Source organism: Delftia sp. PX-1 (assembly GCF_055797465.1).
The window spans coordinates 53539-76487 of the sequence record NZ_CP184764.1; the positions used below are offsets into that span (position 1 = coordinate 53539).

A 22949-nucleotide genomic window follows, 5' to 3' on the forward strand; every position below is an offset into this window, starting at 1 on the left:
TTCCATGCCGGTTGAAAAATTTGCTCTTCGGAGCTGGTTGCAGACAAATAAGTCCTTTGGTTTGACAAATTCCACTTTGCTATCCCGATTTGTACAAATAGTCCTTTAGTTTCAGAAACACAGATTTCGTGTCGGGACAAATAAGTCCTTTAGCGAATTTCCTATTTCAAAACAACAGCCTACGCTTCCTTAGACGTATAGCACCCGGATTGCGTCATCCGCCAACAGTGCGGCGCGGTGCTATCAAGAGGCAGTGCCCCTTGGGCAGGATTCGCGGGTTGATGGGCAGAACCTGGCTCCGACAAGTCCACTGAAAACTGGTCTGAGCCCTGCAGTTGGCCAGGACTTCGCTTCATCCGTCGACGACCGAGCCGACCAACCAACTGGCTGAACAGAGGTCTCTCGACTCTCAGCGATGAAGGCCCGAGCGGAGCGCCGACGCGGTACTAGTTGGGTAATCGCCCCCCGTCCGCTTACGCGCCGGTGGGCTGCAATGCGCATATGGTGACGCTCCGGTCACCGAGACTAGTTCAACAGCGAGCCGCGCAAGAAGTTTGAGGGGCCGGAACCTTGAAGTCTCATCGCTCGAGAATGGACGCGGCCCCGCCAACATGGCCGAGCTTCTTGAGCTCCAGTGAGGATGGGCCGGCCACCTGCGGTCGGTTTGGCCCCTCGCGTCGGCTCAAGCGGCTGCTACGGTGCCACTAGGTCTCCGGGCCCAACGTACACGAAGGCGAACGAGTCGCCTGAGCCGTTTGCAGTTGCCACGGTCAGGCCCAGCGCATCACGGTTGAAGGGGAACAGAATCTTTCCCACAGGCGCATGCTCGGCGTTGAACACAGTGTCCTCCGCTCCGGGCCCGCCGCCAAGGCGAAGGGCAGCGCCAGGCGGTGGTGGGACCCCATGCCACGCGACCGGCCCACTGTAACCTTGCACCGTCCACGGAGCTGCGTTCCCGCTTCCATGCGGTGCGGTGAACTCTTTCCACAGCTCGTGAGACTCATCCGTCGGCCAGTCAAAGTGGTCTCTGCGCGCACGAACATCCGGTGATGCGAGCCATTCCCGCATTCCGGCTGGAGAGTTGAAATTCGCCGCGGTCTCCGCCACGGCACTAATAGCACCAAGTGAATCGCCCCGGATTCAGTAGACACCTTCGAGCCTCAAACCTGAGGCCCAATAGGAGGTGCCATGACAGCAAAGCAACCCTACCCGGAAGAATTCAAGATCGAGGCGGTCAAGCAGATCACGGAGCGAGGCCACCGGGTGGCTGACGTATCGGCCCGGATCGGCGTGAGCCAGCACAGCCTGTACAAGTGGATCAAGGTCTACTCGGCGCCGAAGGCCGAGCGGCAGGTGCAGGTGTCGCAAACGGAGGAACTGCGGCGCTTGAAGGCTGAACTGCGCCGCGTGACCGAGGAGCGCGACATCCTAAAAAAGGCCGCCGCGTACTTTGCCAAGCAGTCCGGGTGAGGTACGCGTTCATGAAGGCGCACGAGGCTCAGCACTGCGTTCGGCGCATGTGCCGGGTCATGCAGGTGCACCCCAGCGGCTACTACGCCTGGAAGGCGCAACCGCACAGCGCGCGGGCTAAGGACGACCAGCGGCTGCGAGGTCTTCTCAAACAAGCGTGGCTGGAGAGCGGTGGCGTGTACGGCTACCGCAAATTGACACTGGACATGCGCGATCTGGGCGAGCGCTGTGGCAAGCACCGTGTGGCTCGGCTGCTCAAGCAGGAAGGGCTGCGCTCACAGACAGGCTATCGCCGTCGCCCTGGCGTGCGTGCAGGCAAGCCGGCCGTGGTGGCTCCCAACCATCTGCAGCGTCAGTTCAAGGTCGCCCAGCCCAACCAATCCTGGGTGACCGACATCACCTACATCCGCACGCACGAGGGCTGGCTGTATCTGGCCGTTGTGGTCGATCTGTTTTCGCGTCAGGTGGTGGGCTGGTCCATGGGCAGCCGCATCGACACCAGCCTGGTCCTGGACGCGTTGCTGATGGCACTGTGGCGCCGCAGACCACAAGCTGCCGTTACGGTGCACTCGGACCAGGGCTGTCAATTCACTGGTCACGAGTGGCAGACGTTCCTGCGCGAGCACGACCTGGTCAGCAGCATGAGCCGACGGGGCAACTGCCACGACAACGCAGTGGCCGAGAGCTTCTTTCAACTGCTCAAGCGCGAGCGTGTGCGCCGGCAGATCTACGCCACGCGCAGCGACGCCCGTGCCGACGTCTTCAACTACATCGAGATGTTCTACAACCCCAAGCGGCGTCACGGAACCGCCGGCGATACTTCGCCGATCGAGTTCGAACGACGCCATTCCCAACGGCTCACAGGTGTCTAGGAAATCCGGGGCGATTCAACGTCCGCAACCTCTATGACTTGACTGCAGTCGCAGTGAGCCGCTTGAGCCTGGAGGGGGCCATGCTTTGGAACATGATGCGAGCTGTCTGGGAGCGCGAGCCGTCGAGCAACTCCGGGACGGCCACGGCGCTTTCTGACGCGCTGATTCAAGTGACGACCGCCGCACTGCAGGCCGCACCGGGAGCTCGGAACACGGAGCTCACCAACTTGGACGCGTACTACCTGTCACGAGCAAAGTCGCACGTCGCGCGGCACCTGCGCGATGAGTCTCTCGACATTGCGGACGTTGCGCGCGCGGTCGGAATTTCGGCTCGCCACCTTTCCCGGCTCTTCGAAACAGAGCCGGTGACGCTCTCCAAGTACATCTGGAAAGAGCGCTTGGAAGGCTGCCGGCGAGAGCTTTCGCGACGCAGGCACTCCAAGCTCAGTATCAGCGACATTGCCTTCACCTGGGGGTTCACCAGCGCAAGCCACTTCAGCAAGGCCTTCCGAGTCCAGTTCGGCGTAGCCCCTTCTGAATGGCTGACTTCTGGCTGTGCGGAGCCCGCGGCCGCGCATTCGCGCTCCGACCGAAACGCTTGCTAGGCTGCCCGGCGCAGGAACCCGCAGATGGCCTCGACCACGACAGCCGGGCTATCGCGGTGAGGCACATGGCCGAATCCGGTGAGGATTCGAGTCGTCCCTTCTCGGACACCGGTTCCAATCCTGCGTGCGTGGTCAATGGTTCCGTACTCGTCCGTGTCACCGTGCAGGGCCAGCGCCGGAGCGCTGACAGCCGGCAGGACGTCGACGATGGACCACTTCGCGAAACCAGGGTCGAGCCAGTTCTCAATCCATGCGTCGAGAACCCACCGCGCCTTGGTGCCGTGGTATCGCGCGAGGCGCTCGACCTGCGCGGGAATCTTGAAGTTCTCCCTCGCAGCCCGAATGCCTTCCAGCGTTCGGTCTTCGGCGTAGACCTGGCTCGCAATCGTCACCAGCGCCGTACAACCGGCGCTGAACCGTGCCGCTCCCTCGATGGCCATGGCGCCGCCAACGCTATGGCCCAGCAGCACGAACCGACTGAGCTGCAACTGCGCGAGGACGTGAGGCAAAACCTCCCGGGCCTCGTCGGCGACGAAGGTGAGCGCAGGCAGCGCTTCGCCTGGGTCGGAGCGGCCGAAGCCCAGGCGGTCGTAGGCGATGACCTCACGACCCGTGGCAATGGCCAGCCTGGCCGGCAGGTCGCGCCACAACTCCACGCAGCCCAACGAATCGTGGAGCATGACGATTGGCGCCAGTTGCGATGGCGCCTGGACTTTCCAGCGACGGGCGAACAGCCGCCGAGGTCCGTACTGGAGCCATTGGTCGGTCACTTGAACCGAATCTTCGATGACCTCGTTCAAGACCGCTCCTCAGCCGGCAATCGCGCTCAGGCCGCGCAGCTTGAAGCGCTGAATCTTGCCTGTCGCGGTTTTGGGAAGTTCATCGACGAACTCGATGAGCCGCGGGTACTTGTACGGTGCGAGCTTGTCCTTCACGAAGAGCTTGAGCTCCTCGGCACTCGCATGGCGCTCCGCCTTCAGCACCACGAAGGCTTTGGTCTTGGTCAGACCATCGACATCCTCGACGCCCACCACGGCGGCCTCGAGTACAGCCGGATGCTGCAAGATGGTCGCCTCGACCTCGAACGGGCTAACGTAGATGCCGCTGACCTTGAGCATGTCATCGCTGCGGCCGGCGTATGTGAAGGTTCCATCGCCATTTCGGATGTACTTGTCGCCGCTCTTGGTCCATCCACCTTGGAAGGTGTCGCGCGTTTTCTGGCGATTGCTCCAGTACATCATCGCCGCGCTCGGCCCCTTGATGAAGAGGTCACCCGGCTCGCCTTCGGGAACGGGGCCACCGTCCTCGCCGCGCAGGCTGATGTCGTAGCCCGGAACAGGCCAGCCAGTTGTGCCGTAGCGGACCTGGCCCGGCAGGTTCGACAGGAAGATGTGCAGCATTTCGGTCGAACCGATGCCGTCGACGATGTCGACACCAAAGTGGGCTTTCCACCGCTCACCAAGTTCGGCCGGCAAAGCCTCGCCGGCAGAAGACACCAGCCTGACGCCGACGTCTTCCTTCGCAGGCAATGCAGAAGACGCCAGCATGCCGGCGAAGCCTGTCGGAGCTCCGAAGAACACGGTCGGTCTGGGCGCGCCGGTCAAGCGCGCGAAGGTAGCTTCGGGTGTGGGGCGCTCGTCCATGAGCACCACCGTGGCCCCTACGCTCATGGGGAACGTCAGTGCGTTGCCCAGCCCGTAGGCGAAGAACAGCTTCGCAGCACTAAAGCAGGTGTCCTGCTCCGTGAGCTTGAGGATGCGCTTGCCGTAGAGCTCAGCCGTCCAGTACGGGTTCGCGTGCGAGTGCACCGTGCCTTTCGGGCGCCCCGTCGAGCCAGACGAGTAGAGCCAGAACGCGGCATCGTCTGAACGCGTGTTGGCGGGCTTGGCAGCTAGCCCTTGCGCAGCGATGAACGCGTAGAGCTCGCGCTCACCAAAGTCCAGAGGGGCAAGCGGTCGAGACACGATGACTTGGCGCACCTCGTGGTCCGACCGCGTCAGGGCCGCTTTGATGGCGGGCAGCACAGCGCCTGAAACGACGACGGCCTGGGAGCGCGAGTGCTCCAGCATGTACGCGTAGTCGTCGGCCGTCAGAAGCGTATTGACGGCGACCGGTACAGCACCTGCGTAGATGGCACCAAGGAAGGCGACTGGCCAGTCCACCGTGTCCTGCATTACCAGCAGAACACGTTCCTCGCGCTTGACCCCGAGCTCACGCAGCCCCGTTGCAAAACGCCGCACCTGGTCCTGCAACTCGGCATAGCTCAGGCTGGCTTGCCCATCCACGAAGGCCGGTTTGTCGGGCCGGCAGGCATTGGCGAGCAAGAGATGCTGTGCGATGTTGAAGAACTCCGGGGGGGCCTCCACCCCGCCGCGTTCGTCGGTATCGTTGGTTGCCATGCGGGCTCCTCAGGTCAGCTCTGGAACGCTTCGACCACGCCGGGGGCGGCCTGCACGGCGGCCCGCCGATGGTAGAAGTTCAAGGCGCGCAGGCCGCCGAGCTCCTCGCCACCGCCTGCGCGCCCCGGCCCACCGTGGAGCGACTGCGGCATCACGTTGCCATGTCCGCTCTGCACTGCAGCGGCGTCCGGCGTGATGACATGCACGCGACCGTGACACTCTGCAAGCTCGACGGCCGCGCGCGCGAGCGCGCCTTCGTCGGCGCCGTACAGCGATACCACCAGGGAACCACGCCCGCGCCGCACCAAGGCCTGCGCATGGTCCAAGTCGCGGTACGGCACAAGGGTCGCAACCGGTCCGAAGACCTCGTGGTCGTGGACGCTTTTAGCCGCATCTGCGTCGCGGACACCGAGGAGCGTCGGAGCCACGCAGCAGGCGACGGCCGGGTCAGCGTCCACGAAGGCCAGGCCGCTACCGTCATGCAAGGTTTCGGCGCCCTGCTTCAAGAGTGCCAGTCCTTCCTTGACGGCGGCCAACTGCGCGCGGCTCACCAGCGCACCCATGCGAACCGCCTCGTTTCGGGGATTGCCCACGGTCACTTTCGCAAGCCGCCCCCCAATCGCCTGGGCGGCCGCGTCGTAAAGGTCCTGGGGCACGAACACGCGACGGATTGCCGTGCACTTCTGCCCCGACTTGACGGTCATCTCACGCGCGACTTCCTTCACCAAAGCGTCAAACGCCGGCGTGTCTGCGCCTTCGCCTGGAAGCAGGACTGCAGAGTTGATGCTGTCGGCTTCGATGTTCACGCGGACCGAGCGCTCCGCGACCGCGGCATGCCGCCGGATGGTGGCCGCGGTATCGGCACTGCCGGTGAAGGACAGGACATCGAACTCGTCCAACGCGTCCAGCAGACCGGCGCTGCTGCCGCAAACGACGGACAACGCACCGGCCGGAAGCACACCCGCGTCGACCACGTCCTTGACCATGCGCTGAGTCAACCAGGCTGTCGATGTCGCCGGCTTCACCACGACAGGCACGCCGGAGAGCAATGCGGGTGCGGCCTTCTCCCACAAGCCCCAAGCCGGGAAGTTGAACGCATTGATGAACAAGGCCAAACCCTTCGTGGGCACCTGCAGGTGCTGGCTCAGAAACTTGGCGTCCTTGGCCAAGCTGGTGGCCTGGCCATCCACCAGGTAGCGCCTGTCGCCCAGGCTCCTGCCCAGCTTGGCAAACGTCGCGATGGTGTAGATGGCACCGTCGATGTCGACCGCCGAGTCGTTCTTCACAGTACCGCTGTTGGCCGTTGCAATTGCGTAGTAGGCGTCACGATGGGCCTGCAGGACTTGGCCAATCCGCTCGAGCAGTGCAGCGCGCTCCACATAGGTCAGTGCCCGCAGCGTACTTCCGCCCTGCTCGCGCGCGAAGGCGAAACCCGTGGCAAGGTCCAGTCCCGAGGAGTCGACACGAACCAATTCCGTGCCGAGCACCGGGTCAAGCAGCGTAGTACCAGCACCTTTGCCTGCGACCCATTGGCCGCCAAGATGGTTGTTGAGCAGTTCGGTCATGAGAATTTGATTTCGCCGTTGGGAAGGAGATAAAGGACGAGCGCGCGCCCGCCGGTCACTGTGGGGGGATGGGCACTGCCCGCCGGATAGACAACCCAGCCGGCGGGCCGACCATCGAACTTGGCCTGCTCGTCGATAGGCATCACCAGGTCGATTTCTCCCGTGGGATGCACGTGGTAAGGGCCCGCCACATCGGTCATGTCCACCACGTCGACGGAGAAGCCGCCGAGGTCGTCGGCAGCCTTGAAGATTCGGCCGTACTTGATTCCTCCGGCTTCGCGGTTGCACAGCCATCCGTCCCGCACCCCGGCGACGCAGGCATCGCGAATGGCACCGTAGGTGGCCGTGGTAGGCCCATGCGACGCGTTTAGCCAACTCTCCAGTTCGTGGTCAAGGGGCTTTCCCGCCAATTGCGCTGTCAGAACGGCCAGCGTGCTCCGGAAAGTTTCCGGTGTGGATTCAAGCTTCATCAAGGCTCCGTTGTCATGCACTATGCTGCATGCATCATAGTGCATCTCCGAAAGATGCTTGTCAAGGCCGGCGCAACGTCGTCGAGGCCGCCACTCCGCTATTTCCACTCTCAAGATGCAGAAATCCATGGAGCCAGCGCCTACCCAAGAATCCATTCCTACGTAATGGATAAATGCATCATAGTGCTTGCAAACTCGCACATAGTTGCACTATGATGCATGCACATTTCGACAAGGAGCTTCCGTGAGCGACACCCCGCGCGTTGACTATCAAACGAATCCGTCCCAGTACAAGCACTGGAAACTGAGCTTCGACGGCCCTGTCGCGACCCTCGCGGCGGACTTCGACGAGAACGGCGGCCTGCGCCCCGGCTACAAGCTCAAGCTCAACAGCTACGACCTGGGCGTGGACATCGAGCTGAACGACGCCATCAACCGCGTGCGCTTCGAGCATCCCGAGGTTCGAACCGTCGTCGTGACCAGCGCAAAGGACCGGGTGTTCTGCTCGGGCGCGAACATCTTCATGCTGGGCGTCTCCAGCCACGCCTGGAAGGTGAACTTCTGCAAGTTCACCAACGAGACGCGCAACGGCCTGGAAGACTCGTCCAAGCATTCCGGGCTGAAGTTCCTGGCTGCAGTCAACGGCGCCTGCGCTGGTGGCGGCTACGAATTGGCCCTGGCCTGCGACGAAATCCTGCTAGTGGACGACCGCTCTTCTGCTGTCTCGTTGCCCGAAGTGCCCCTGCTGGGTGTGCTGCCCGGCACCGGCGGCCTCACCCGCGTGACGGACAAGCGCCACGTGCGCCACGACCTGGCCGACATCTTCTGCACCACAAGCGAAGGCGTGCGCGGCCAGCGGGCTGTCGACTGGCGCCTCGTGGACGAGGCCATCAAGCCTGCCCAGTTCACTGGCCGTGTGCGCGAGCGTGCGCTACAACTGGCCGAGCGCAGCAACCGCCCTGCTGACGGCCGCGGCGTCGCATTGACTCCGCTGAACCGCAGCGTCGAGGCGAACGCGCTGCGCTATGGCAGCGTGACCGTGGAAATTGACCGCGCGAAGCGCGTCGCCACCTTCACGGTCAAGGCGCCAACCGGCAGCCAGCCGAAGACCGTGCAGGATATCGAGGCCGCCGGCGCGAACTGGTATCCGCTGGTGCTAGCGCGCGAGCTAGAAGACGCCATCCTGTCGATGCGGACCAACGAGCTGGACATCGGTACTTGGCTCATCAAGACCGAAGGCAATGCAGCCGACGTGCTCGCCATGGATGCTGTGCTCGTCGAGCACAAAGACCACTGGTTCGTCCGTGAGACCCTGGGCCTGCTGCGCCGCACTTTTAGCCGTCTGGACGTGAGCAGCCGCAGCCTGTTTGCCCTCGTCGAATCCGGTTCGTGCTTCGCCGGCACGTTTCTGGAGTTCGCACTGGCCTGCGACCGCAGCTACATGGTCGACCTGGGCAGCCAAGACAGCGCTCCGCAGCTGACGGTCAGCGAGCTCAACTTCGGCACCTACCCGATGGCCACAGACCAGAGCCGCCTGGGCCGCCGCTTCTACGACGAGGTCGCCCCGTTGGAAGCCGTGCGCGCCAAGGTGAGCCAGCCGCTCTCCGCTGCAGATGCTCTTGCTCTGGGTCTGGTCACCAGCACGCCCGACGAAATCGACTGGGCCGACGAGACGCGCCTGGCCATCGAGGAGCGCGTGGCCATGAGCCCCGATGCGCTGACCGGCATGGAAGCCAACCTGCGCTTCAACGGTGTCGAGAACATGGCGACCCGCGTGTTCGGCCGGCTGACCGCCTGGCAGAACTGGATTTTCCAGCGCCCCAACGCCGTCGGCGAGAAGGGTGCCCTGAAGGTCTACGGCAAGGGCGAGAAGGTCGCCTTCGACTGGAACCGCGTTTAACCCCGTCCGACTCGGACCGATTCGCTCAGCGCGGGCGAGTCGGTCGAGCCGTCTTGCACACCTCTCTCGCAAACGCACCAAGGACCCAAGATGAGCATCAACTACAGCGAAAAAATCCCGAACAACGTCAACCTCAGCGACGACCGCACGCTGCAGCGCGCGCTGGAACAGTGGCAGCCGAACTTCCTGTCGTGGTGGGGCGACATGGGCCCCGAAGGCAGCCACGGCTTCGACGTCTACCTGCGCACCGCCATTAGCGTGGACCCGCAGGGGTGGGCCCAGTTCGGCCACGTCAAAATGCCCGACTACCGCTGGGGCATCTTCCTGAATCCTGGTGATGCCGACCGCAAGATTCACTTCGGGGACCACCTGGGCGAGAAGGCTTGGCAGGACGTGCCTGGCGAGTACCGCGCCAACCTGCGCCGCATCATCGTGACGCAGGGCGACACCGAACCGGCCTCCGTCGAACAGCAGCGCCACCTGGGCCTGACCGCCCCGTCGATGTACGACCTGCGCAACCTCTTCCAAATCAACGTGGAAGAAGGCCGCCACCTGTGGGCCATGGTCTACCTGCTGCACAAGTACTTCGGCCGCGATGGCCGCGAGGAAGCCGAGGCACTGCTTGAGCGTCGCAGCGGCCAGGAAGACAACCCGCGCATCCTGGAAGCGTTCAACGAGAAGACGCCGGACTGGCTTAGCTTCTTCATGTTCACGTACTTCACGGACCGCGACGGCAAGTTCCAGCTGTGCGCCTTGGCCGAATCCTCGTTCGACCCACTGGCCCGCACGACAAAGTTCATGCTGACCGAAGAAGCACACCACATGTTCGTGGGCGAGTCCGGCGTGAGCCGCGTGATTTCGCGAACCTGCCAGGCCATGAACGAACTGAAGACCGATGACGTACAGAAGTTGCGCGCCGCCGGTGTCATCGACCTGCCGACCATCCAGCGCTACCTGAACTTCCACTTCTCCGTGACGGTGGACCTCTTCGGCGCCGACGAGTCCAGCAATGCCGCGACGTTCTACTCGACAGGCCTGAAGGGCCGCTACGAAGAGGGCAAGCGCACCGACGACCACTTGCTCAAGGGCCAGACCTACAAGGTGCTGAACGCGGTCAACGGCCAGCTGGTCGAGAAGGAAGCCCCGATGCTCAACGCGCTGAACGAAGTCCTGCGCGACGACTACATCAAGGATTCCGTCGCAGGCGTGGAGCGCTGGAACAAGGTCATCGAGAAGGCCGGCATCCCGTTCCGCCTAAAGACGCCGCACAAGGCCTTCCACCGCAACATCGGCGCGCTGTCCGGGGTGAAGGTGGCGCCCGATGGCCGTGTCGTGAGCGAGAACGAGTGGAACGCGAAGTCCCGCGAGTGGCTGCCGACTTCAGAGGACCGCGCCTTCGTGGCCAGCCTGATGGGCCGTGTCGTCGAGCCGGGCAAGTTCGCCAACTGGATTGCCCCGCCCGTCATGGGCATCAACCGCCAGCCGCTGGACTTCGAGTACGTCCGCTTCAACTGACCCAGCGCAACGCCGCAAGCCGCCGCCAACCTGGCGGCGCAACAGGCCCGGCGCTGCCGGGCCTTCTCGTTTCTGAACATGTCGACTCCGGAGAGCCCCATCATGGACATGGCAGTCGCTGCAGTCATCAAGCAGCACCTCATCGACCCCGAAATCTGCATCCGCTGCAACACCTGCGAGGCCATCTGTCCGGTCGGCGCTATCACGCACGACAGCCGCAACTATGTGGTCGACGCCAGCAAGTGCAACCTGTGCATGGACTGCATCTCGCCCTGCCCCACGGGCAGCATCGACAACTGGCGCGTGATGCCGCGGGTACGCGCTTACAGCACCGCTGAGCAGCTTGAATGGGATGTGCTCCCCGAAGAGCTGCCTGCCGAGGAGCTTCAAGCAGCCGAAGGCGCCCTGGACGAAGGTGAAACGACGTTGACCTCTGCCCCGGCCGCACCAGCCGCGCAGCCGGAACCGGAGAAGTTCAACAGCGGCCGCTTCGGCTCGACGACGCCGCCCTGGAGCGCGGCGCACGCCTACACCAATCTTTACGGCCCACGCGCAGCACATAAGACCATCACGACCACCGTCACAGGCAACGTCAGGGTCACCGAGGTCGGCAAAGACTACGACACGCACCACATCGTGCTGGACTTCGGCAGCCAACCGTTCCCCGTCCTGGAGGGCCAGAGCATCGGCGTAATCCCCCCTGGAACCGATGCCGCGGGCAAGCCGCACCACGCGCGCCAGTACAGCATCGCCAGCGCTCGCAATGGCGAACGCGCCGGCTACAACAACATCTCGCTCACCATCAAGCGGGTTCTCGAGGACCACCAAGGCCGCCCGGTCCGTGGCGTCGGCAGCAACTACATGTGCGACCTGAAGGTCGGCGACAAGGTGGAGCTCATTGGCCCATTTGGGGCCAGCTTCCTGATGCCGAACCATCCCAAGAGCCACATCGTCATGATTTGCACGGGAACGGGTTCGGCGCCCATGCGGGCTATCACCGAATGGCGCCGCCGGCAACGCGGCTCCGGAAAGTTCGAAGGTGGCAAGCTCATGCTGTTCTTCGGCGCTCGCACCAAGGAAGAGTTGCCCTACTTCGGCCCGCTGCAAAGCCTGCCCAAGGATTTCATCGACATCCACCTCGCGTTCAGCCGCACCCCCGGCGCGCCCAAGCGCTACGTCCAGGACCTTATGCGCGAGCGTGCGGCCGACCTGTCGGTGCTCCTGCGCGACCCGAATGCTTACTTCTTCGTCTGCGGTCTCAAGGCCATGGAGGAAGGCGTTGTGCTGGCCCTCAAGGACGTGGCGTCCGAGGCTGGCTTGGACTGGGAGGCCATCGGCGCCTCGATGAAAGCCAATGGCCGACTGCACCTGGAAACGTACTGATGAACTATCAAACCCTTCAACTCACCGTCGGCTCCGATGGGCTCGCCACCGTCACCATGGGGCGGCCGCAAGTCTTCAATGCGTTCGACGAGCTCATGATTGCGGAGCTCGCGTCCTGCTTCGAGCAGCTCGGCTCCGACCCGCAGGTGCGTGTTGTCGTGCTTGCAGGTGAGGGCAAGCATTTCTCGGCCGGCGCCGACCTGCAGTGGATGCGTCGAGCTAGCGAAGCCACCCTTCACTGGAACCTCCAGGACGCACGCAAATTCGCCAACATGCTCTCCGTCATCGAGCAGTGCCCGAAGCCGACGATTGCGCGTGTCCAAGGCGCAGCGCTGGGCGGCGGCGTCGGGCTCGCGTGCGCATGCGACATCGCCATTGCCACAGAGGGCGCAAGCTTCGCGGTCAGCGAGGCCAAGTTCGGCATCCTGCCGTCGGTCATCGGCCCCTACCTGACCAACGCCGTCGGCAAGCGTCAGGCCAAGCGCCTTGCACTGACCACCGAGCGCATCGGCGCGATGGAAGCGCTGGCTATGGGGTTGGTGCAGCAGGTTGTGACAGCTGTCGAGCTCGACACCGCGGTTGCGAAGACAGTTGGTGGTCTGCTGATAGGTGGCCCATTGGCCCAGCACGAAATCAAGAGGCTGTTCGCACAGCTTGAGGTGGGAAGCATCACCGCCGATGTGCGCGAACTCACTGCGCAGACCATCGCCCGCGTACGCGGCACCGGCGAAGCCAAGGAGGGCTTTGCCGCGTTCCTTGACAAGCGGCAGCCCAACTGGACGGTGTCCTCATGAGCGGCCCAACCTGGGACTCGGCAGAACTGCTGGTCGTCGGCGCAGGCATCATGGGCGCAGGCATCGCGCAGGTCGCGGCGCAGGCAGGCCACCGCGTCCACCTTTTCGACGCAAGAGACGGCGCCGCTTCTGCAGCCAAAGAACAGCTGCGGTCGACGCTCACCGCCCTCGCGAGCAAAGGCAAGCTCTCCGAAGACGCCGTAGTAGCGACCCTCGGCCGCATCCATGCGGTGTCTTCGCTCGCGGATGCTGCGACGGCAACGGTCGCCGTCGAGGCCATCGTGGAGAACCTGGAAGCCAAGCGTAACCTGCTCGGCATGTTGGAGGACCTTCTGCCCGCCTCGGCGATTCTGGCCACCAACACCTCGTCCATCAGCGTCACCGCGATTGCCAAGGGCCTGCGGCGCCCGGAACGCGTGGTCGGCATGCACTTCTTCAATCCGGTCCCGCTAATGAAGCTGGTCGAAGTCGTGCACGGCTTGCTGACCGCGCCGGATGTCGCCGACGTGGTGTTCGACTTGGCGAAGCGGTGGGGGAAGGTGCCGGTTCACGCGTCGAGCACGCCCGGCTTCATCGTCAATCGCATCGCAAGGCCGTTCTACGCTGAGTCGCTGGCCATCCTGCAGGAGGCCGGAGCACAACCACACGAACTGGATGCATGCCTGGTGGCGGCCGGATTCCGCATGGGTCCCTGCACCTTGATGGACCTTATCGGACACGACACGAACTTCGCCGTCACGCAGTCGGTGTTCGCCGCCAATTTCTTCGACAAGCGCTTCGTGCCGTCTATCGTGCAGAAAGAGTTGGTCGATGGCGGCCTTCTTGGCCGCAAGTCCGGCAAAGGCTTCTACACTTACTCCGGCGCCGCTCCTGGCGCACCTGCCCTACCCCCTGTGCCACCGGAACCACCGACGGTCTCGGGTCACGTCGTCGTTCATGGGACTGGCGTACATGCGGACCGGCTTGCCGATGCGGTCCAGAAGCTGGCCGGTGTCACGCTGGAGCGCCGAACGACTTCTGCGAGGACCGGTCTGTCCACTTCGTCGCTGCACCTGGTCATGACGGACGGGCGGTCCGCGGCCGAACTATCGACCGTTCTCAATGCTCCGCACGTCAGCGTCTTCGACCGCTTCGACGCGTTCGTTGAGATAGGACGAGCCCTCCCGCTGGCTTTTGCCAGCAACGACCTCGACGCCCACGCTGTCGACTCCGTCGCGACGTCTTGGCTTCGGGCGCTTGGCTTTCATCCGGTGAAGGTCAAGGACCTTCCTGGCCTCGTTGTGACCCGAACACTGGCGATGCTCGTCAACGAGGCTGCCGACGCAGTGACCCAGGGTGTGTGCAGCGAGGAAAGCGCTGATGCGGCCATGAGGCTGGGCGTCAACTATCCGAGCGGACCATTCGAGTGGTTGCAGGGCTGGGGGCTGGACGCCTTCGACGGCGCAGCGAAGGTCGCCGCGGTGCTGGACGCGCTGGACGCTTACTACCGCGGCGAGCGCTACAGGGCCAGTCCGTACCTGCGCGCTCGCGCGGCGCGCAACCACGCAGTTGCACAGGAGGCTTTGCAATGAACGACATCAGAAACTGGGAGCTCGGCCCCCACCTGCGCGTGGCGCTCGGTGACGACGGCATTGCCGAGGTCATCTTCGGCCCCGAGGGCGGAATGCCGTTCTCCGACGAGGAGGGCCATGCCCACTTGGGAACCATCTGGGCGCGGCTGCAAGCCACGCGCGGCGTCCGCAGCATTCTCGTGCGCAGCGTCGGCAAGGGATTCTGCGCCGGCGGAACACCGGACGTGGTGCGGTCCATGCTCGACAGCGAAGAGGCGCGCCTGCGCGTGATGCGCGAGGGGCGCGCCATCGTGCAGGGCATGCTCGACTGCGACCTTCCGATTGTCTCGGCCATCAACGGCGCGGCGGTCGGCGCCGGCGCCGCGGTCGCGCTTCTTGCCGACATCTCCGTAGCAGGCCACCGCGCCAAAATCATCGATGGGCACACGAAGTTGGGCGTCGCCGCCGGTGACCATGCCGCGGTTATTTGGCCACTGCTGTGCGGCATGGCAAAGGCGAAGTACCACCTGCTTCTTTGCAACACCATCAGCGGCCAGGAAGCCGAGCGCATCGGGCTGGTAAGCCTGACCGTTCCAGACGACGAGCTGGAGGCCTCGGCCCGCGGCATCGCGCAGGAGCTTACAAAGGGAAGCCCGACCGCGCTGGCGTTCACCAAGCGCACGCTCAACCACTGGCTCCGGGCAGCCTGGCCCGCTTTCGAGAACTCTTTGGCGCTTGAGGTGCTGGGCTTTGCCGGGCGGGATGCACGCGAAGGCTTTGCGGCTTTGAACGAGAAGCGCAGCCCGCGGTTCGGACTTATCAGCTAGTCGATGCGATTGGGGCAGGTAGACTTTGAGAATGCCGTGCCGTCGCACCTGTCTTCCCTCCTTCCCCCGACACGCGTGAGGCCGTATGTTGGATGACCATGAGTGTGCCAACCAAGAGCGAACCGAGCAACCACAGGAACCGCCACGTGAAGCACTGCTGGTCTCGCTCGGCGAGCGCGTTCGCAATCTTCGGGCGCGCCGCGGGCTGACGCGTAAAGCAGTGGCGTCAACTGCCGGCGTGTCCGAGCGGCACCTTGCCAATTTGGAGTACGGCACTGGCAACGCCTCCATCCTCATCCTGCACCAGGTTGCGAGTGCGTTGCAGTGCTCGCTGGCGGAGTTGCTGGGCGACGTCACCACAACGTCGCCCGAATGGCTTCTCATCCGCGAGCTGCTGTCCGGCCGTTCCGAGAATGACCTTCGCCGCGCGCGCGTGGCCATTGGCGAACTGCTTGGCACCGGCACGTCCGACCCGGCCCGAAGCAAGCGCATCGCGCTCATTGGGCTGCGTGGCGCCGGCAAGAGCACGCTCGGCAAGTTGTTAGCCAACGACCTGCGCCTGCCCTTCATCGAACTCAGTGCCGAAATTGAGAAGCTCGCCGGTTGCAGCGTACGCGAGATTTACGACCTCTACGGTGCCAATGCGTACCGCCGTTACGAGCGCCGCGCGCTGGAAGAGGCCATTCAGATTCACAGCGAAGTCGTTGTCGCGACGCCAGGCGGCATCGTGTCCGACCCGGCGACCTTCAACCTCTTGCTCACCTACTGCACGACCGTTTGCCTGCGCGCGTCACCCGAGGAGCACATGAACCGGGTGCTCGTACAAGGCGACCTGCGACCGATGGCGGCAAGTCGCGAGGCCATGAACGACTTGCAGCGCATTCTCGAGGGACGTGCCGCGTTCTATTCCAAAGCCGACTTCGAGGTCGACACCGGCGGACGGTCGCCGCAAGAAGCCCTCCGCTTGCTCAAGCAGTGCCTCGACGACGCGTAATGCGACAGGCAGCAGGCCATCCAGGGCGAAGACCTTTGCGGCGCTGCGCAATCCTCCAGCCGCGCCAGACGCCCTGCACGCCTTGCTGAAACGACAACACCTTCCTGGAGCAACCGCCATGCGCTTCGCCCACTTCCAAGTCGGCCAGCATCTTCAAAGTGAGGGGTACCATGTCACCGAGTCTGAAATCCTACAGTTCGCAAAGCAGTGGGACCCGCAATGGTTTCACACCAATCCCGAGACAGCGCTTGGCGGCCACTTCGGCGGTCTGATTGCGAGCGGCTGGCACACCTGCGCCATCGCAATGCGCTTGGCAGTTCAATCTGCGCTGCACGACTCCGAGTCGCTCGCTTCTCCGGGGCTGCAGTACGTCAAGTGGCCGCGTCCCGTGCGCCCAGGTGATGAACTGACTTGGCATGCCGATATTCTGGAAGTGCGCCGCTCACGCTCCGCACCGTCGCTCGGCATCCTCAGATGGCGTTGGCAACTTCTGAACCAGGACGCGCAGCAGGTCCTGGACCTCGAGGCAACCAGCATGTTCAAGCTGGCCATTGAGCAAGGATAGCCAAGCGGGAAGGCGCATCGCGAGACCGCCAAACGCCTTCTCTGAAAGGGAGCCCCTGCATCTGCTGGAGGCGGCCGCTCGCAGCAACCTGTTCAGTCGGCGCTCAAGGTCGGTGCGTTGTACTCGGTCGGGTCGGCATTGAACGCATGCACCCGCGACGCAGGCTTGGAGTTGAAAAGCAAGCGCACCACATCGGGCCGGGAGTAGTGGCCCGTGGGGTCGTAAGCCGCCTTGGCCAAACCGATGAAGCCGAGGTCTACGTCGGCATAGAGCAAGCCCTCCTGGTCCTCGGGAATGGGCTCGCACAGCGGCTTGGCGTCGGGGCCAAAAATTTGCGCGAAGCCACCGCCCTTCAGCAGCAACTGCTTCTTTGCAGGTGAGTCCACGAGCACCTCCAGCATGGCATCGGACACCAGCGCGCACGGAGCAAGAACGTAGCAGCCGCCTTCCAGCGCGTAGACCTGGCTGGCTGCCAAGTTGGCCTCGGGACTAAGCTGGAACGCAGCACCGCGGTACACGGAGAAGCTCGGCCATGCCGCCACGTGCACTTGCTCGTTCTGCGAGTACATGGCGTACTTGCTGAGCGGCTGAATGTGTTCCGCGCAAGACAGCGCGCCGACCCGACCAATGCTCGTCTGATGGACCGCCAAGTGGCTTCCGTCACCCTCCCCGTAGACGGTCCGCTCGGCGTGGGTTGGCTTGAGCTTGCGGCGTGTCGCCACAACCTCTCCCGCATCGTCGATGATGGCCTGGGCGATGTACAGCGTGGCACCGTCGCGCTCGCAGAAGCCCAGCACCACGAAAATCTTGTTCTTCGCGGCGGCCTGACGCAAGCGGTCCCATTGCGGGCTACCGACGACCAGCGCGTTCTCGTAATGACGCTGCACGAACTGCATGCCCCATGCCGGCGAATCGAGCCAAATCCACCAGGGGTAGCCCGGCAACCAGACCTCCGGGAAGGCAATCAACTTCGCGCCGGCTCCCGCGGCTTCCTCGATGAGCCGAATGGCCTTGTCGATGCCCTTGTCCAGGTCAAGGAACTCCGGGGCGGCTTGTACAGCGGCGACCTTGTACTTCGTAACTTGAGCGGTGCTCATGCCTATCTCCTCCTAGTGGGGACATAGACTGTAAAAATATCGTTGCTCAATGCAAATCGATAGTATCTATGTTACACATCTGACATTTATCTACAGCTTACTCAGCGTTCCGATGAGTTCCTGTCGGAGCCATCGGTGCGCTGCGGAGCTTTCCGAGCGAGCGTGCCAGTGGAGGCGAACCTCGAAATTCGGTAGAGGAACTGGAATCTCTGCTACCTGAAGCTTGCGTTCATTTGCAAAGAGTCTGGCGACCCGCTCCGGGAGTGCAACAAAAAGGTCGCTTTGCTCTACGAGGTCGGGCAGTACAGAAAACTGTGGCACGAGTGCGACCACGTTGCGACGAACGCCGCGCTGGGATAGCGCGCTCTCAATCATTGCGTGACCTGAGACCGGCGAAGCCACCATCACATGGCGCGCGTTCACGAACTCGTCCCACTGGAGGGAGGTGCCTGCCAACGCATGTTCACTGGACAACAGGCAGACGTAACGCTCGTTGAACAGATGCGCCTCGCGGGTCTGCTCGTGCAATTGGGGAAGGTTACCCAGTGCGAAATCAAGTGCCCCGGTTGCCAAGTCGGTTGCGACCGTCTCGGACAGTTGGATGAACTCCGCCTGAATGCGCGGCGCCACTGTTTGGAAGCGTTTCAAGAGCGGCGGTATGAAAAAAAGAGCCCCAATGTCCGAAGTGGCGAAGCGAAACCGCCGAGTTGAGGTCAGGGGGTCAAAGACCATTTGTGCCTCAAGCGTGCCTTCAATCGTCGACAGCGCCACGTTCAACTGCTCGTAGAGGCGCTCTGCAACGGCCGACGGCGTTAGGCCCTGCGGCCCCCGTGAAAACAACCTGTCGCCGTAAAGCTCCCGTAACCGCGCCAAGGCATGGCTCACGGTGGGCTGCGTCAAGCCCAGCCGCTCTGCGGCTTGCGTGACGCTCCTCGTCTCGTAGATGGCGACAAATGCTCGGACCAAGTTCAGGTCAAAGCTGCCAGTTGATTCTTTCATCGTATCTGTCTATATGTAACAGGCATTCTATCGATTGGAGGAATGAAGGGTCAACCATAGCATTTGGTTCAACCCACGAATCGAACAACAGGAGACAGAGAATGGAGCGCTCGTTTGCCGGCGAAGTCCGGTCGCTCGCCCTTGGCCAAGGCGAGACCTTCCACGGTGAAGGCATCTTGGCGGTCACCAAGGCGCTGCTGCAATCTGGTGTCAGTTACATCGGTGGCTACCAAGGCGCCCCGGTTTCCCACCTCATCGACGTTCTCGGCGACTCCCGCGACCTGTTGAGCGACCTCGGCATTTACTTCGAGGCCAACGCCTCCGAGGCGGGCGCCGCCGCCATGCTCGGCGCTTCCATCAACTACCCCGTGCGCGGCGCGGTGACGTGGAAGAGCACGGTCGGCACCAACGTCGCCTCCGACGCCCTGTCCAATCTCGCCTCCGCCGGCGTCAAAGGCGGCGCACTGGTCATCCTTGGCGAGGACTACGGCGAAGGTTCCAGCATCATCCAGGAGCGCACGCACGCCTTCGCCATGAAGTCACAAATGTGGCTGATGGACCCCCGGCCCAACCTGACTTCCATCGTCAACGCGGTTGAAACAAGCTTCGAACTTTCTGAAGCGAGCAACACGCCGGTGATGCTGCAACTGCGCATCCGCGCCTGTCACGTCCATGGCACGTTCGAGTGCAAAAACAACCGCGGCCCGAAGATTTCTACCCGGGATGTCATCGATGCACCGACGTTCGATTACGCCCGCATCAATCTGCCGCCCTCCATCTACGAGCACGAGCGCCAGAAGGTTCAGGAACGTTGGCCTGCGGCCGTTCAGTTCATCAAGGACCACAAGCTCAACGAGTATTTCGAAGGCGACCTTTCAGACGTCGGCATCGTCGTTCCTGGCGGCCTGTACAACGGTGTCATCCGTGCGTTGCAGCAGCTGGACCTGGCCGATGAATTCGGCACATCCCGCGTGCCGCTCTATGTGCTCAACGTGGTGTACCCGCTGGTGCCTGAAGAGCTCCTTGAGTTCTGTGTGGGCAAGCGCACAGTGCTGATGGTCGAGGAAGGCCAGCCCAACTACATCGAGGAATCGCTGCAAGCCGCACTGCGCCGTGCCGATGCTCCAACGGTCATGTACGGCAAGGACCTCCTGCCGATGGCGGGCGAGTACACCGGGGAAGTGCTGGTGCCCGGCATCGCCAAGTTCCTTGAAGTGTCTGCCCCGTCTGGCCTGGACGCGCGCAATGCGGTCGCAGTGGCGAATCAGATGAAGGACGACAAGGAACGCTCCAAGGATGCGCTCGGTGCCGCGGTGCCGAACCGGCCGCCGGGCTTCTGCATCGGCTGCCCGGAGCGTCCTGTCTTCTCCGCCATCAAGCAGATTCAGGAACAAATCGGAAAGGTCCATGTGAACGCGGACATCGGCTGCCACACCTTTGGCACCCTGCCTCCGTTCAACGTGGGCAGCACCGTACTGGGCTACGGTCTCGGCCTTGCAAGCTCGTCTGGCATCGGACAGCTGCTGCCCAACCGCACCATCAGCATCATGGGCGATGGTGGGTTCTGGCACAACGGCTTCACCAGCGGTGTGGTGAACGCGGTCTACAACAACCAGGACTCTGTCTTGGTCATCCTCAAGAACGGATACACGTCCGCGACGGGTACCCAGGCCATCCCCTCCTCGCCCAGCCAACCGGCCGCACGTCCACTGACGCTGGACATCGAGAAGGCTCTGCGCGGAGTCGGCGTCACGTGGATTCGCACAGTCGGCAGCTACCGCGTTGAGGAGATGGTTGAGACGCTGCGCGAGGCCATGACGACGAGCGAAGGTGGACTCAAGGTCATTCTGGCCGACGGCGAATGCCAGCTCGAGCGTCAGCGGCGCATCAAGCCCCAAGTGGCCAAGCAGCTCAAGAGCGGCGAGCGCGTCGTGCGGACCCGCTTCGGCATCGATGACGACGTCTGCACCGGCGACCACTCGTGCATCCGCCTGTCTGGCTGCCCGTCGCTGACTATCAAGCCGAACCCGAGCGCTCTGCGCACAGACCCGGTCGCTTCGGTCAACAGCGGCTGCGTCGGCTGCGGCCTGTGTGGCGAGAACGCCCACGCTGCGGTGCTGTGCCCGTCGTTCTACAAGGCGGACATCGTTCAGAACGCCACCCGCTTCGAGAAGTTCATGGCCCGGGTACGCGGCGCCGTTTTGGAAAGGCTCGCGGCATGACCCGCCCTATTTGCATCTTGGTCGCCGCCATGGGCGGTGAAGGCGGCGGTGTCCTCGCGGACTGGCTTATCGACGCCGCAACGGAAGCCGGCTTCCCCGTCCAGAGCACATCGGTTCCCGGCGTCGCCCAACGGACCGGCGCGACGACCTACTACGTCGAGATTTACCCGGTTTCACGCAGCGAACTCCACGGGCGCGAGCCTGTGCTGTCGCTCACGCCAGCGCCAGGTCAGCTGGACGTTGTCGCGGCCTCCGAGCTGGTCGAAGCGGGTCGCTCGATTCAAACGGGCTACGTCGCCCCGCAGCGCACCACGCTGATTGCGTCGACGCACCGCGAGTACGCCGTCTCGGAGAAGGCAGCGATGGGCGACGGCCGAATCGACAGCGCGAAGGTCATCGACGCAGCGAACCAACGCAGCCGGCGCGCGGTCATCTTCGACATGCGCGAACTGGCGACCAAGAACGGCACCGTCATTAATACGGTCATCTTCGGCGCCATGTCCGGCGCTGGGGTTCTTCCCTTCACGCGTGAACAGTGTGAAGACGCCGTACGTCGGTCTGGCAAGGCCGTCGAAGCCAGCTTGCGCGGGTTCGCGGCCGGCTTCGACGCAGCGTCGGGCCGCATGAACGCTGTCAACAAGCTAGAAGGCACCGTGCGCGCGAAACCCGAGGTGTCCCCGCGCGTCGCGCGCCTCCCGGAGGCAATGCACGACGTCGTGGCCGCTGGCGTGAAGCTCACCACCGAGTACCAGGATGAGCGCTACGCAGACCTGTACCTCGAACGGGTTGAACGGCTGATGCGCAAGGTGAAGTTCGGCGAGGGCGTGGAAGCCGTGCGTGAAACGGCGCGCTATCTCGCGCTCTGGATGTCGTACGAGGACGTCATCCGCGTGGCCTACCTGAAGACTCGCAAGGAGCGGCTGGAGCGCGTGCGCAAGGAAGTCGGTGCCCGTACCGGCGAGCCCATCCACATGACCGAGTACCTCAAGCCGGGCGTGGACGAGATGGCCTCGGTGCTGCCGCCAAAGCTCGCGGCGTGGCTGCGTCGTGTGGCCAACGGCCGCACCTGGCATCGCGGTCTGTACATCCGGACCGACACCATCCGCGGCTTTCTGATGCTCTGCGGCTTGCGGAGCCTGAAGCCTCTGCGCCGACACATGTCCCGTTACTTGGAAGAGCAGGCGAGCATTGAGAAGTGGCTGTCCGCAGTGGAAAAGGCCATGCCGGGCCCGCTCGCACTCGAGCTCGGACTGTGCGGCAACCTGGTCAAGGGTTACGGAGAGACCAGCCACCGGGGACACCGGAACCTGGAGTCCATCCTTAACGAGGTCGCCCGCGCGCCCTCCCCCGAAAAGGTCCGCGCCGCGCGTGTCGCCGCGTTGGCCGACCCCGAAGGCCGACAGCTATCCGCCGCTATCGGGCAGCCTATTGCCCAGCCAATCCGCATCGTCAGGCGCAAGCCAGCAAGCTAAGTTTTCACCCCACCCCCACCAGCACTAAAGGAGACAACATGAAACAAACTCGCCGCAACGTCCTGCTCACCGCAGCGCTCGCATCCATTTCCGGCCTTACTTTTGCAGCCGATGGCCCCATCAAGATTGGTGCCATCGTCTCCGCGACGGGCCCTGCTTCGTTCCTAGGTGACCCTCAGCAGAAGACTCTTCAGGGGTCTCCTCGTTTTCAGTGCAATAAGTGACGGTACGCAAAGCTAGCACTGGCGCG

The 22949-nt window shown here is 63.4% G+C and carries 19 protein-coding genes; 13 read left to right on the plus strand and 6 right to left on the minus strand.

Features of this window, described 5'->3' with window-relative positions; translation table 11 throughout:
• Positions 1–1188 precede the first annotated feature (1188 nt).
• Both ACN20X_RS29345 and ACN20X_RS29350 read left to right on the plus strand, forming a co-directional pair.
• A protein-coding gene (locus tag ACN20X_RS29345; RefSeq protein ID WP_473210837.1) for an IS3 family transposase occupies positions 1189–2342 on the plus strand; the annotation gives its coding sequence in 2 pieces (ribosomal slippage) (positions 1189–1429 and positions 1429–2342; 1155 coding nt in all).
• Positions 2343–2422: 80 nt separating this feature from the next.
• Positions 2423–2947, plus strand: coding sequence for a helix-turn-helix domain-containing protein (locus ACN20X_RS29350; protein WP_473210838.1), 525 nt, complete (start codon positions 2423–2425; stop codon positions 2945–2947).
• Here ACN20X_RS29350 and ACN20X_RS29355 read toward each other — a convergent pair.
• From ACN20X_RS29355 to ACN20X_RS29370, 4 genes are read right to left on the minus strand one after another with little or no spacing between them, the layout of a single operon-like run.
• Positions 2944–3747, minus strand: a complete 804-nt coding sequence (locus ACN20X_RS29355; protein ID WP_473210839.1) for an alpha/beta fold hydrolase — start codon at positions 3745–3747, stop codon at positions 2944–2946. The genes ACN20X_RS29350 and ACN20X_RS29355 overlap by 4 nt on opposite strands.
• Positions 3748–3756: 9 nt before the next feature.
• Positions 3757–5346 (minus strand): benzoate-CoA ligase family protein, encoded by a 1590-nt coding sequence (locus ACN20X_RS29360; RefSeq protein ID WP_473210840.1) that lies wholly within the window; start codon positions 5344–5346, stop codon positions 3757–3759.
• A 14-nt stretch (positions 5347–5360) separates the two neighbouring features.
• Positions 5361–6911, minus strand: coding sequence for a 3,4-dehydroadipyl-CoA semialdehyde dehydrogenase (locus ACN20X_RS29365; RefSeq protein WP_473210841.1), 1551 nt, complete (start codon positions 6909–6911; stop codon positions 5361–5363).
• Positions 6908–7381: a 4-hydroxylaminobenzoate lyase gene (locus ACN20X_RS29370; RefSeq protein ID WP_473210842.1), complete on the minus strand. Its 474-nt coding sequence runs from the start codon at positions 7379–7381 to the stop codon at positions 6908–6910. Before ACN20X_RS29370 ends, ACN20X_RS29365 begins: the two co-directional genes overlap by 4 nt.
• A gap of 244 nt (positions 7382–7625) precedes the next feature.
• Here ACN20X_RS29370 and boxC point away from each other — a divergent pair, with 244 nt between their 5' ends.
• The 8 genes from boxC to ACN20X_RS29410 all read left to right on the plus strand — a co-directional run bounded on the left by boxC (position 7626) and on the right by ACN20X_RS29410 (position 16909).
• Positions 7626–9281, plus strand: a complete 1656-nt coding sequence (boxC, locus tag ACN20X_RS29375) for a 2,3-epoxybenzoyl-CoA dihydrolase (protein WP_473210843.1) — start codon at positions 7626–7628, stop codon at positions 9279–9281.
• A gap of 90 nt (positions 9282–9371) precedes the next feature.
• The gene (gene boxB, locus ACN20X_RS29380) at positions 9372–10796 is read left to right on the plus strand and encodes a benzoyl-CoA 2,3-epoxidase subunit BoxB (protein WP_473210844.1); all 1425 of its coding nucleotides are present in this window, start codon (positions 9372–9374) and stop codon (positions 10794–10796) included.
• 102 nt (positions 10797–10898) lie between these two features.
• Positions 10899–12179: a benzoyl-CoA 2,3-epoxidase subunit BoxA gene (gene boxA, locus ACN20X_RS29385; protein WP_473210845.1), complete on the plus strand. Its 1281-nt coding sequence runs from the start codon at positions 10899–10901 to the stop codon at positions 12177–12179.
• Positions 12179–12973 carry an enoyl-CoA hydratase-related protein gene (locus tag ACN20X_RS29390; protein ID WP_473210846.1) on the plus strand — a complete coding sequence of 265 codons (795 nt, stop codon included), beginning with the start codon at positions 12179–12181 and terminating at the stop codon, positions 12971–12973. Before boxA ends, ACN20X_RS29390 begins: the two co-directional genes overlap by 1 nt.
• On the plus strand, positions 12970–14544 hold the full coding sequence (locus ACN20X_RS29395; RefSeq protein ID WP_473210847.1) for a 3-hydroxyacyl-CoA dehydrogenase: 1575 nt from the start codon (positions 12970–12972) through the stop codon (positions 14542–14544). Before ACN20X_RS29390 ends, ACN20X_RS29395 begins: the two co-directional genes overlap by 4 nt.
• Entirely contained in the window at positions 14541–15350 is an 810-nt protein-coding gene (locus ACN20X_RS29400) for an enoyl-CoA hydratase/isomerase family protein (RefSeq protein ID WP_473210848.1), read from the plus strand. The genes ACN20X_RS29395 and ACN20X_RS29400 overlap by 4 nt, the downstream gene beginning before the upstream one ends.
• Before the next feature lie 88 nt (positions 15351–15438).
• The gene (locus tag ACN20X_RS29405; RefSeq protein ID WP_473210862.1) at positions 15439–16344 is read left to right on the plus strand and encodes a helix-turn-helix transcriptional regulator; all 906 of its coding nucleotides are present in this window, start codon (positions 15439–15441) and stop codon (positions 16342–16344) included.
• A gap of 118 nt (positions 16345–16462) precedes the next feature.
• A complete protein-coding gene (locus ACN20X_RS29410) occupies positions 16463–16909 on the plus strand; it encodes a MaoC family dehydratase (protein WP_473210849.1) in 447 nt (148 codons plus the stop codon).
• Positions 16910–17001: 92 nt separating this feature from the next.
• Here the strand turns inward: ACN20X_RS29410 and ACN20X_RS29415 are convergent, their stop codons facing one another.
• Together ACN20X_RS29415 and ACN20X_RS29420 are read right to left on the minus strand one after the other, a co-directional pair.
• A complete protein-coding gene (locus tag ACN20X_RS29415) occupies positions 17002–18006 on the minus strand; it encodes a carbon-nitrogen hydrolase family protein (protein WP_473210850.1) in 1005 nt (334 codons plus the stop codon).
• 90 nt (positions 18007–18096) lie between these two features.
• Complete coding sequence (locus tag ACN20X_RS29420) at positions 18097–19005, minus strand: LysR family transcriptional regulator (RefSeq protein WP_473210851.1); 909 nt, start codon at positions 19003–19005, stop codon at positions 18097–18099.
• Positions 19006–19106: 101 nt separating this feature from the next.
• Between ACN20X_RS29420 and ACN20X_RS29425 the strand changes: the two genes are divergently transcribed.
• Genes ACN20X_RS29425 through ACN20X_RS29435 form a run of 3 tightly spaced genes read left to right on the plus strand, consistent with a single transcriptional unit; the run spans position 19107 to position 22923 of the window.
• On the plus strand, positions 19107–21227 hold the full coding sequence (locus ACN20X_RS29425; RefSeq protein WP_473210852.1) for a thiamine pyrophosphate-dependent enzyme: 2121 nt from the start codon (positions 19107–19109) through the stop codon (positions 21225–21227).
• The gene (locus ACN20X_RS29430; protein ID WP_473210853.1) at positions 21224–22699 is read left to right on the plus strand and encodes an indolepyruvate oxidoreductase subunit beta family protein; all 1476 of its coding nucleotides are present in this window, start codon (positions 21224–21226) and stop codon (positions 22697–22699) included. The genes ACN20X_RS29425 and ACN20X_RS29430 overlap by 4 nt, the downstream gene beginning before the upstream one ends.
• A 38-nt stretch (positions 22700–22737) precedes the next feature.
• Positions 22738–22923, plus strand: coding sequence for a hypothetical protein (locus tag ACN20X_RS29435; RefSeq protein WP_473210854.1), 186 nt, complete (start codon positions 22738–22740; stop codon positions 22921–22923).
• The last annotated feature ends 26 nt before the right edge of the window (positions 22924–22949 follow it).

Excerpts from the sequence above, each read along its gene's own strand:
- ACN20X_RS29370 (WP_473210842.1), bottom strand. The coding sequence starts at position 7,381 with ATGAAGCTTGAATCCACACCGGAAACTTTCCGGAGCACGCTGGCCGTT.
- ACN20X_RS29425 (WP_473210852.1), top strand. The coding sequence starts at position 19,107 with ATGGAGCGCTCGTTTGCCGGCGAAGTCCGGTCGCTCGCCCTTGGCCAA.
- ACN20X_RS29395 (WP_473210847.1), top strand. The coding sequence starts at position 12,970 with ATGAGCGGCCCAACCTGGGACTCGGCAGAACTGCTGGTCGTCGGCGCA.
- ACN20X_RS29410 (WP_473210849.1), top strand. The coding sequence starts at position 16,463 with ATGCGCTTCGCCCACTTCCAAGTCGGCCAGCATCTTCAAAGTGAGGGG.
- ACN20X_RS29350 (WP_473210838.1), top strand. The coding sequence starts at position 2,423 with ATGCTTTGGAACATGATGCGAGCTGTCTGGGAGCGCGAGCCGTCGAGC.
- ACN20X_RS29360 (WP_473210840.1), bottom strand. The coding sequence starts at position 5,346 with ATGGCAACCAACGATACCGACGAACGCGGCGGGGTGGAGGCCCCCCCG.
- ACN20X_RS29390 (WP_473210846.1), top strand. The coding sequence starts at position 12,179 with ATGAACTATCAAACCCTTCAACTCACCGTCGGCTCCGATGGGCTCGCC.
- ACN20X_RS29400 (WP_473210848.1), top strand. The coding sequence starts at position 14,541 with ATGAACGACATCAGAAACTGGGAGCTCGGCCCCCACCTGCGCGTGGCG.
- ACN20X_RS29435 (WP_473210854.1), top strand. The coding sequence starts at position 22,738 with ATGAAACAAACTCGCCGCAACGTCCTGCTCACCGCAGCGCTCGCATCC.
- ACN20X_RS29430 (WP_473210853.1), top strand. The coding sequence starts at position 21,224 with ATGACCCGCCCTATTTGCATCTTGGTCGCCGCCATGGGCGGTGAAGGC.
- ACN20X_RS29415 (WP_473210850.1), bottom strand. The coding sequence starts at position 18,006 with ATGAGCACCGCTCAAGTTACGAAGTACAAGGTCGCCGCTGTACAAGCC.
- ACN20X_RS29365 (WP_473210841.1), bottom strand. The coding sequence starts at position 6,911 with ATGACCGAACTGCTCAACAACCATCTTGGCGGCCAATGGGTCGCAGGC.
- ACN20X_RS29420 (WP_473210851.1), bottom strand. The coding sequence starts at position 19,005 with ATGAAAGAATCAACTGGCAGCTTTGACCTGAACTTGGTCCGAGCATTT.
- boxA (WP_473210845.1), top strand. The coding sequence starts at position 10,899 with ATGGACATGGCAGTCGCTGCAGTCATCAAGCAGCACCTCATCGACCCC.
- boxB (WP_473210844.1), top strand. The coding sequence starts at position 9,372 with ATGAGCATCAACTACAGCGAAAAAATCCCGAACAACGTCAACCTCAGC.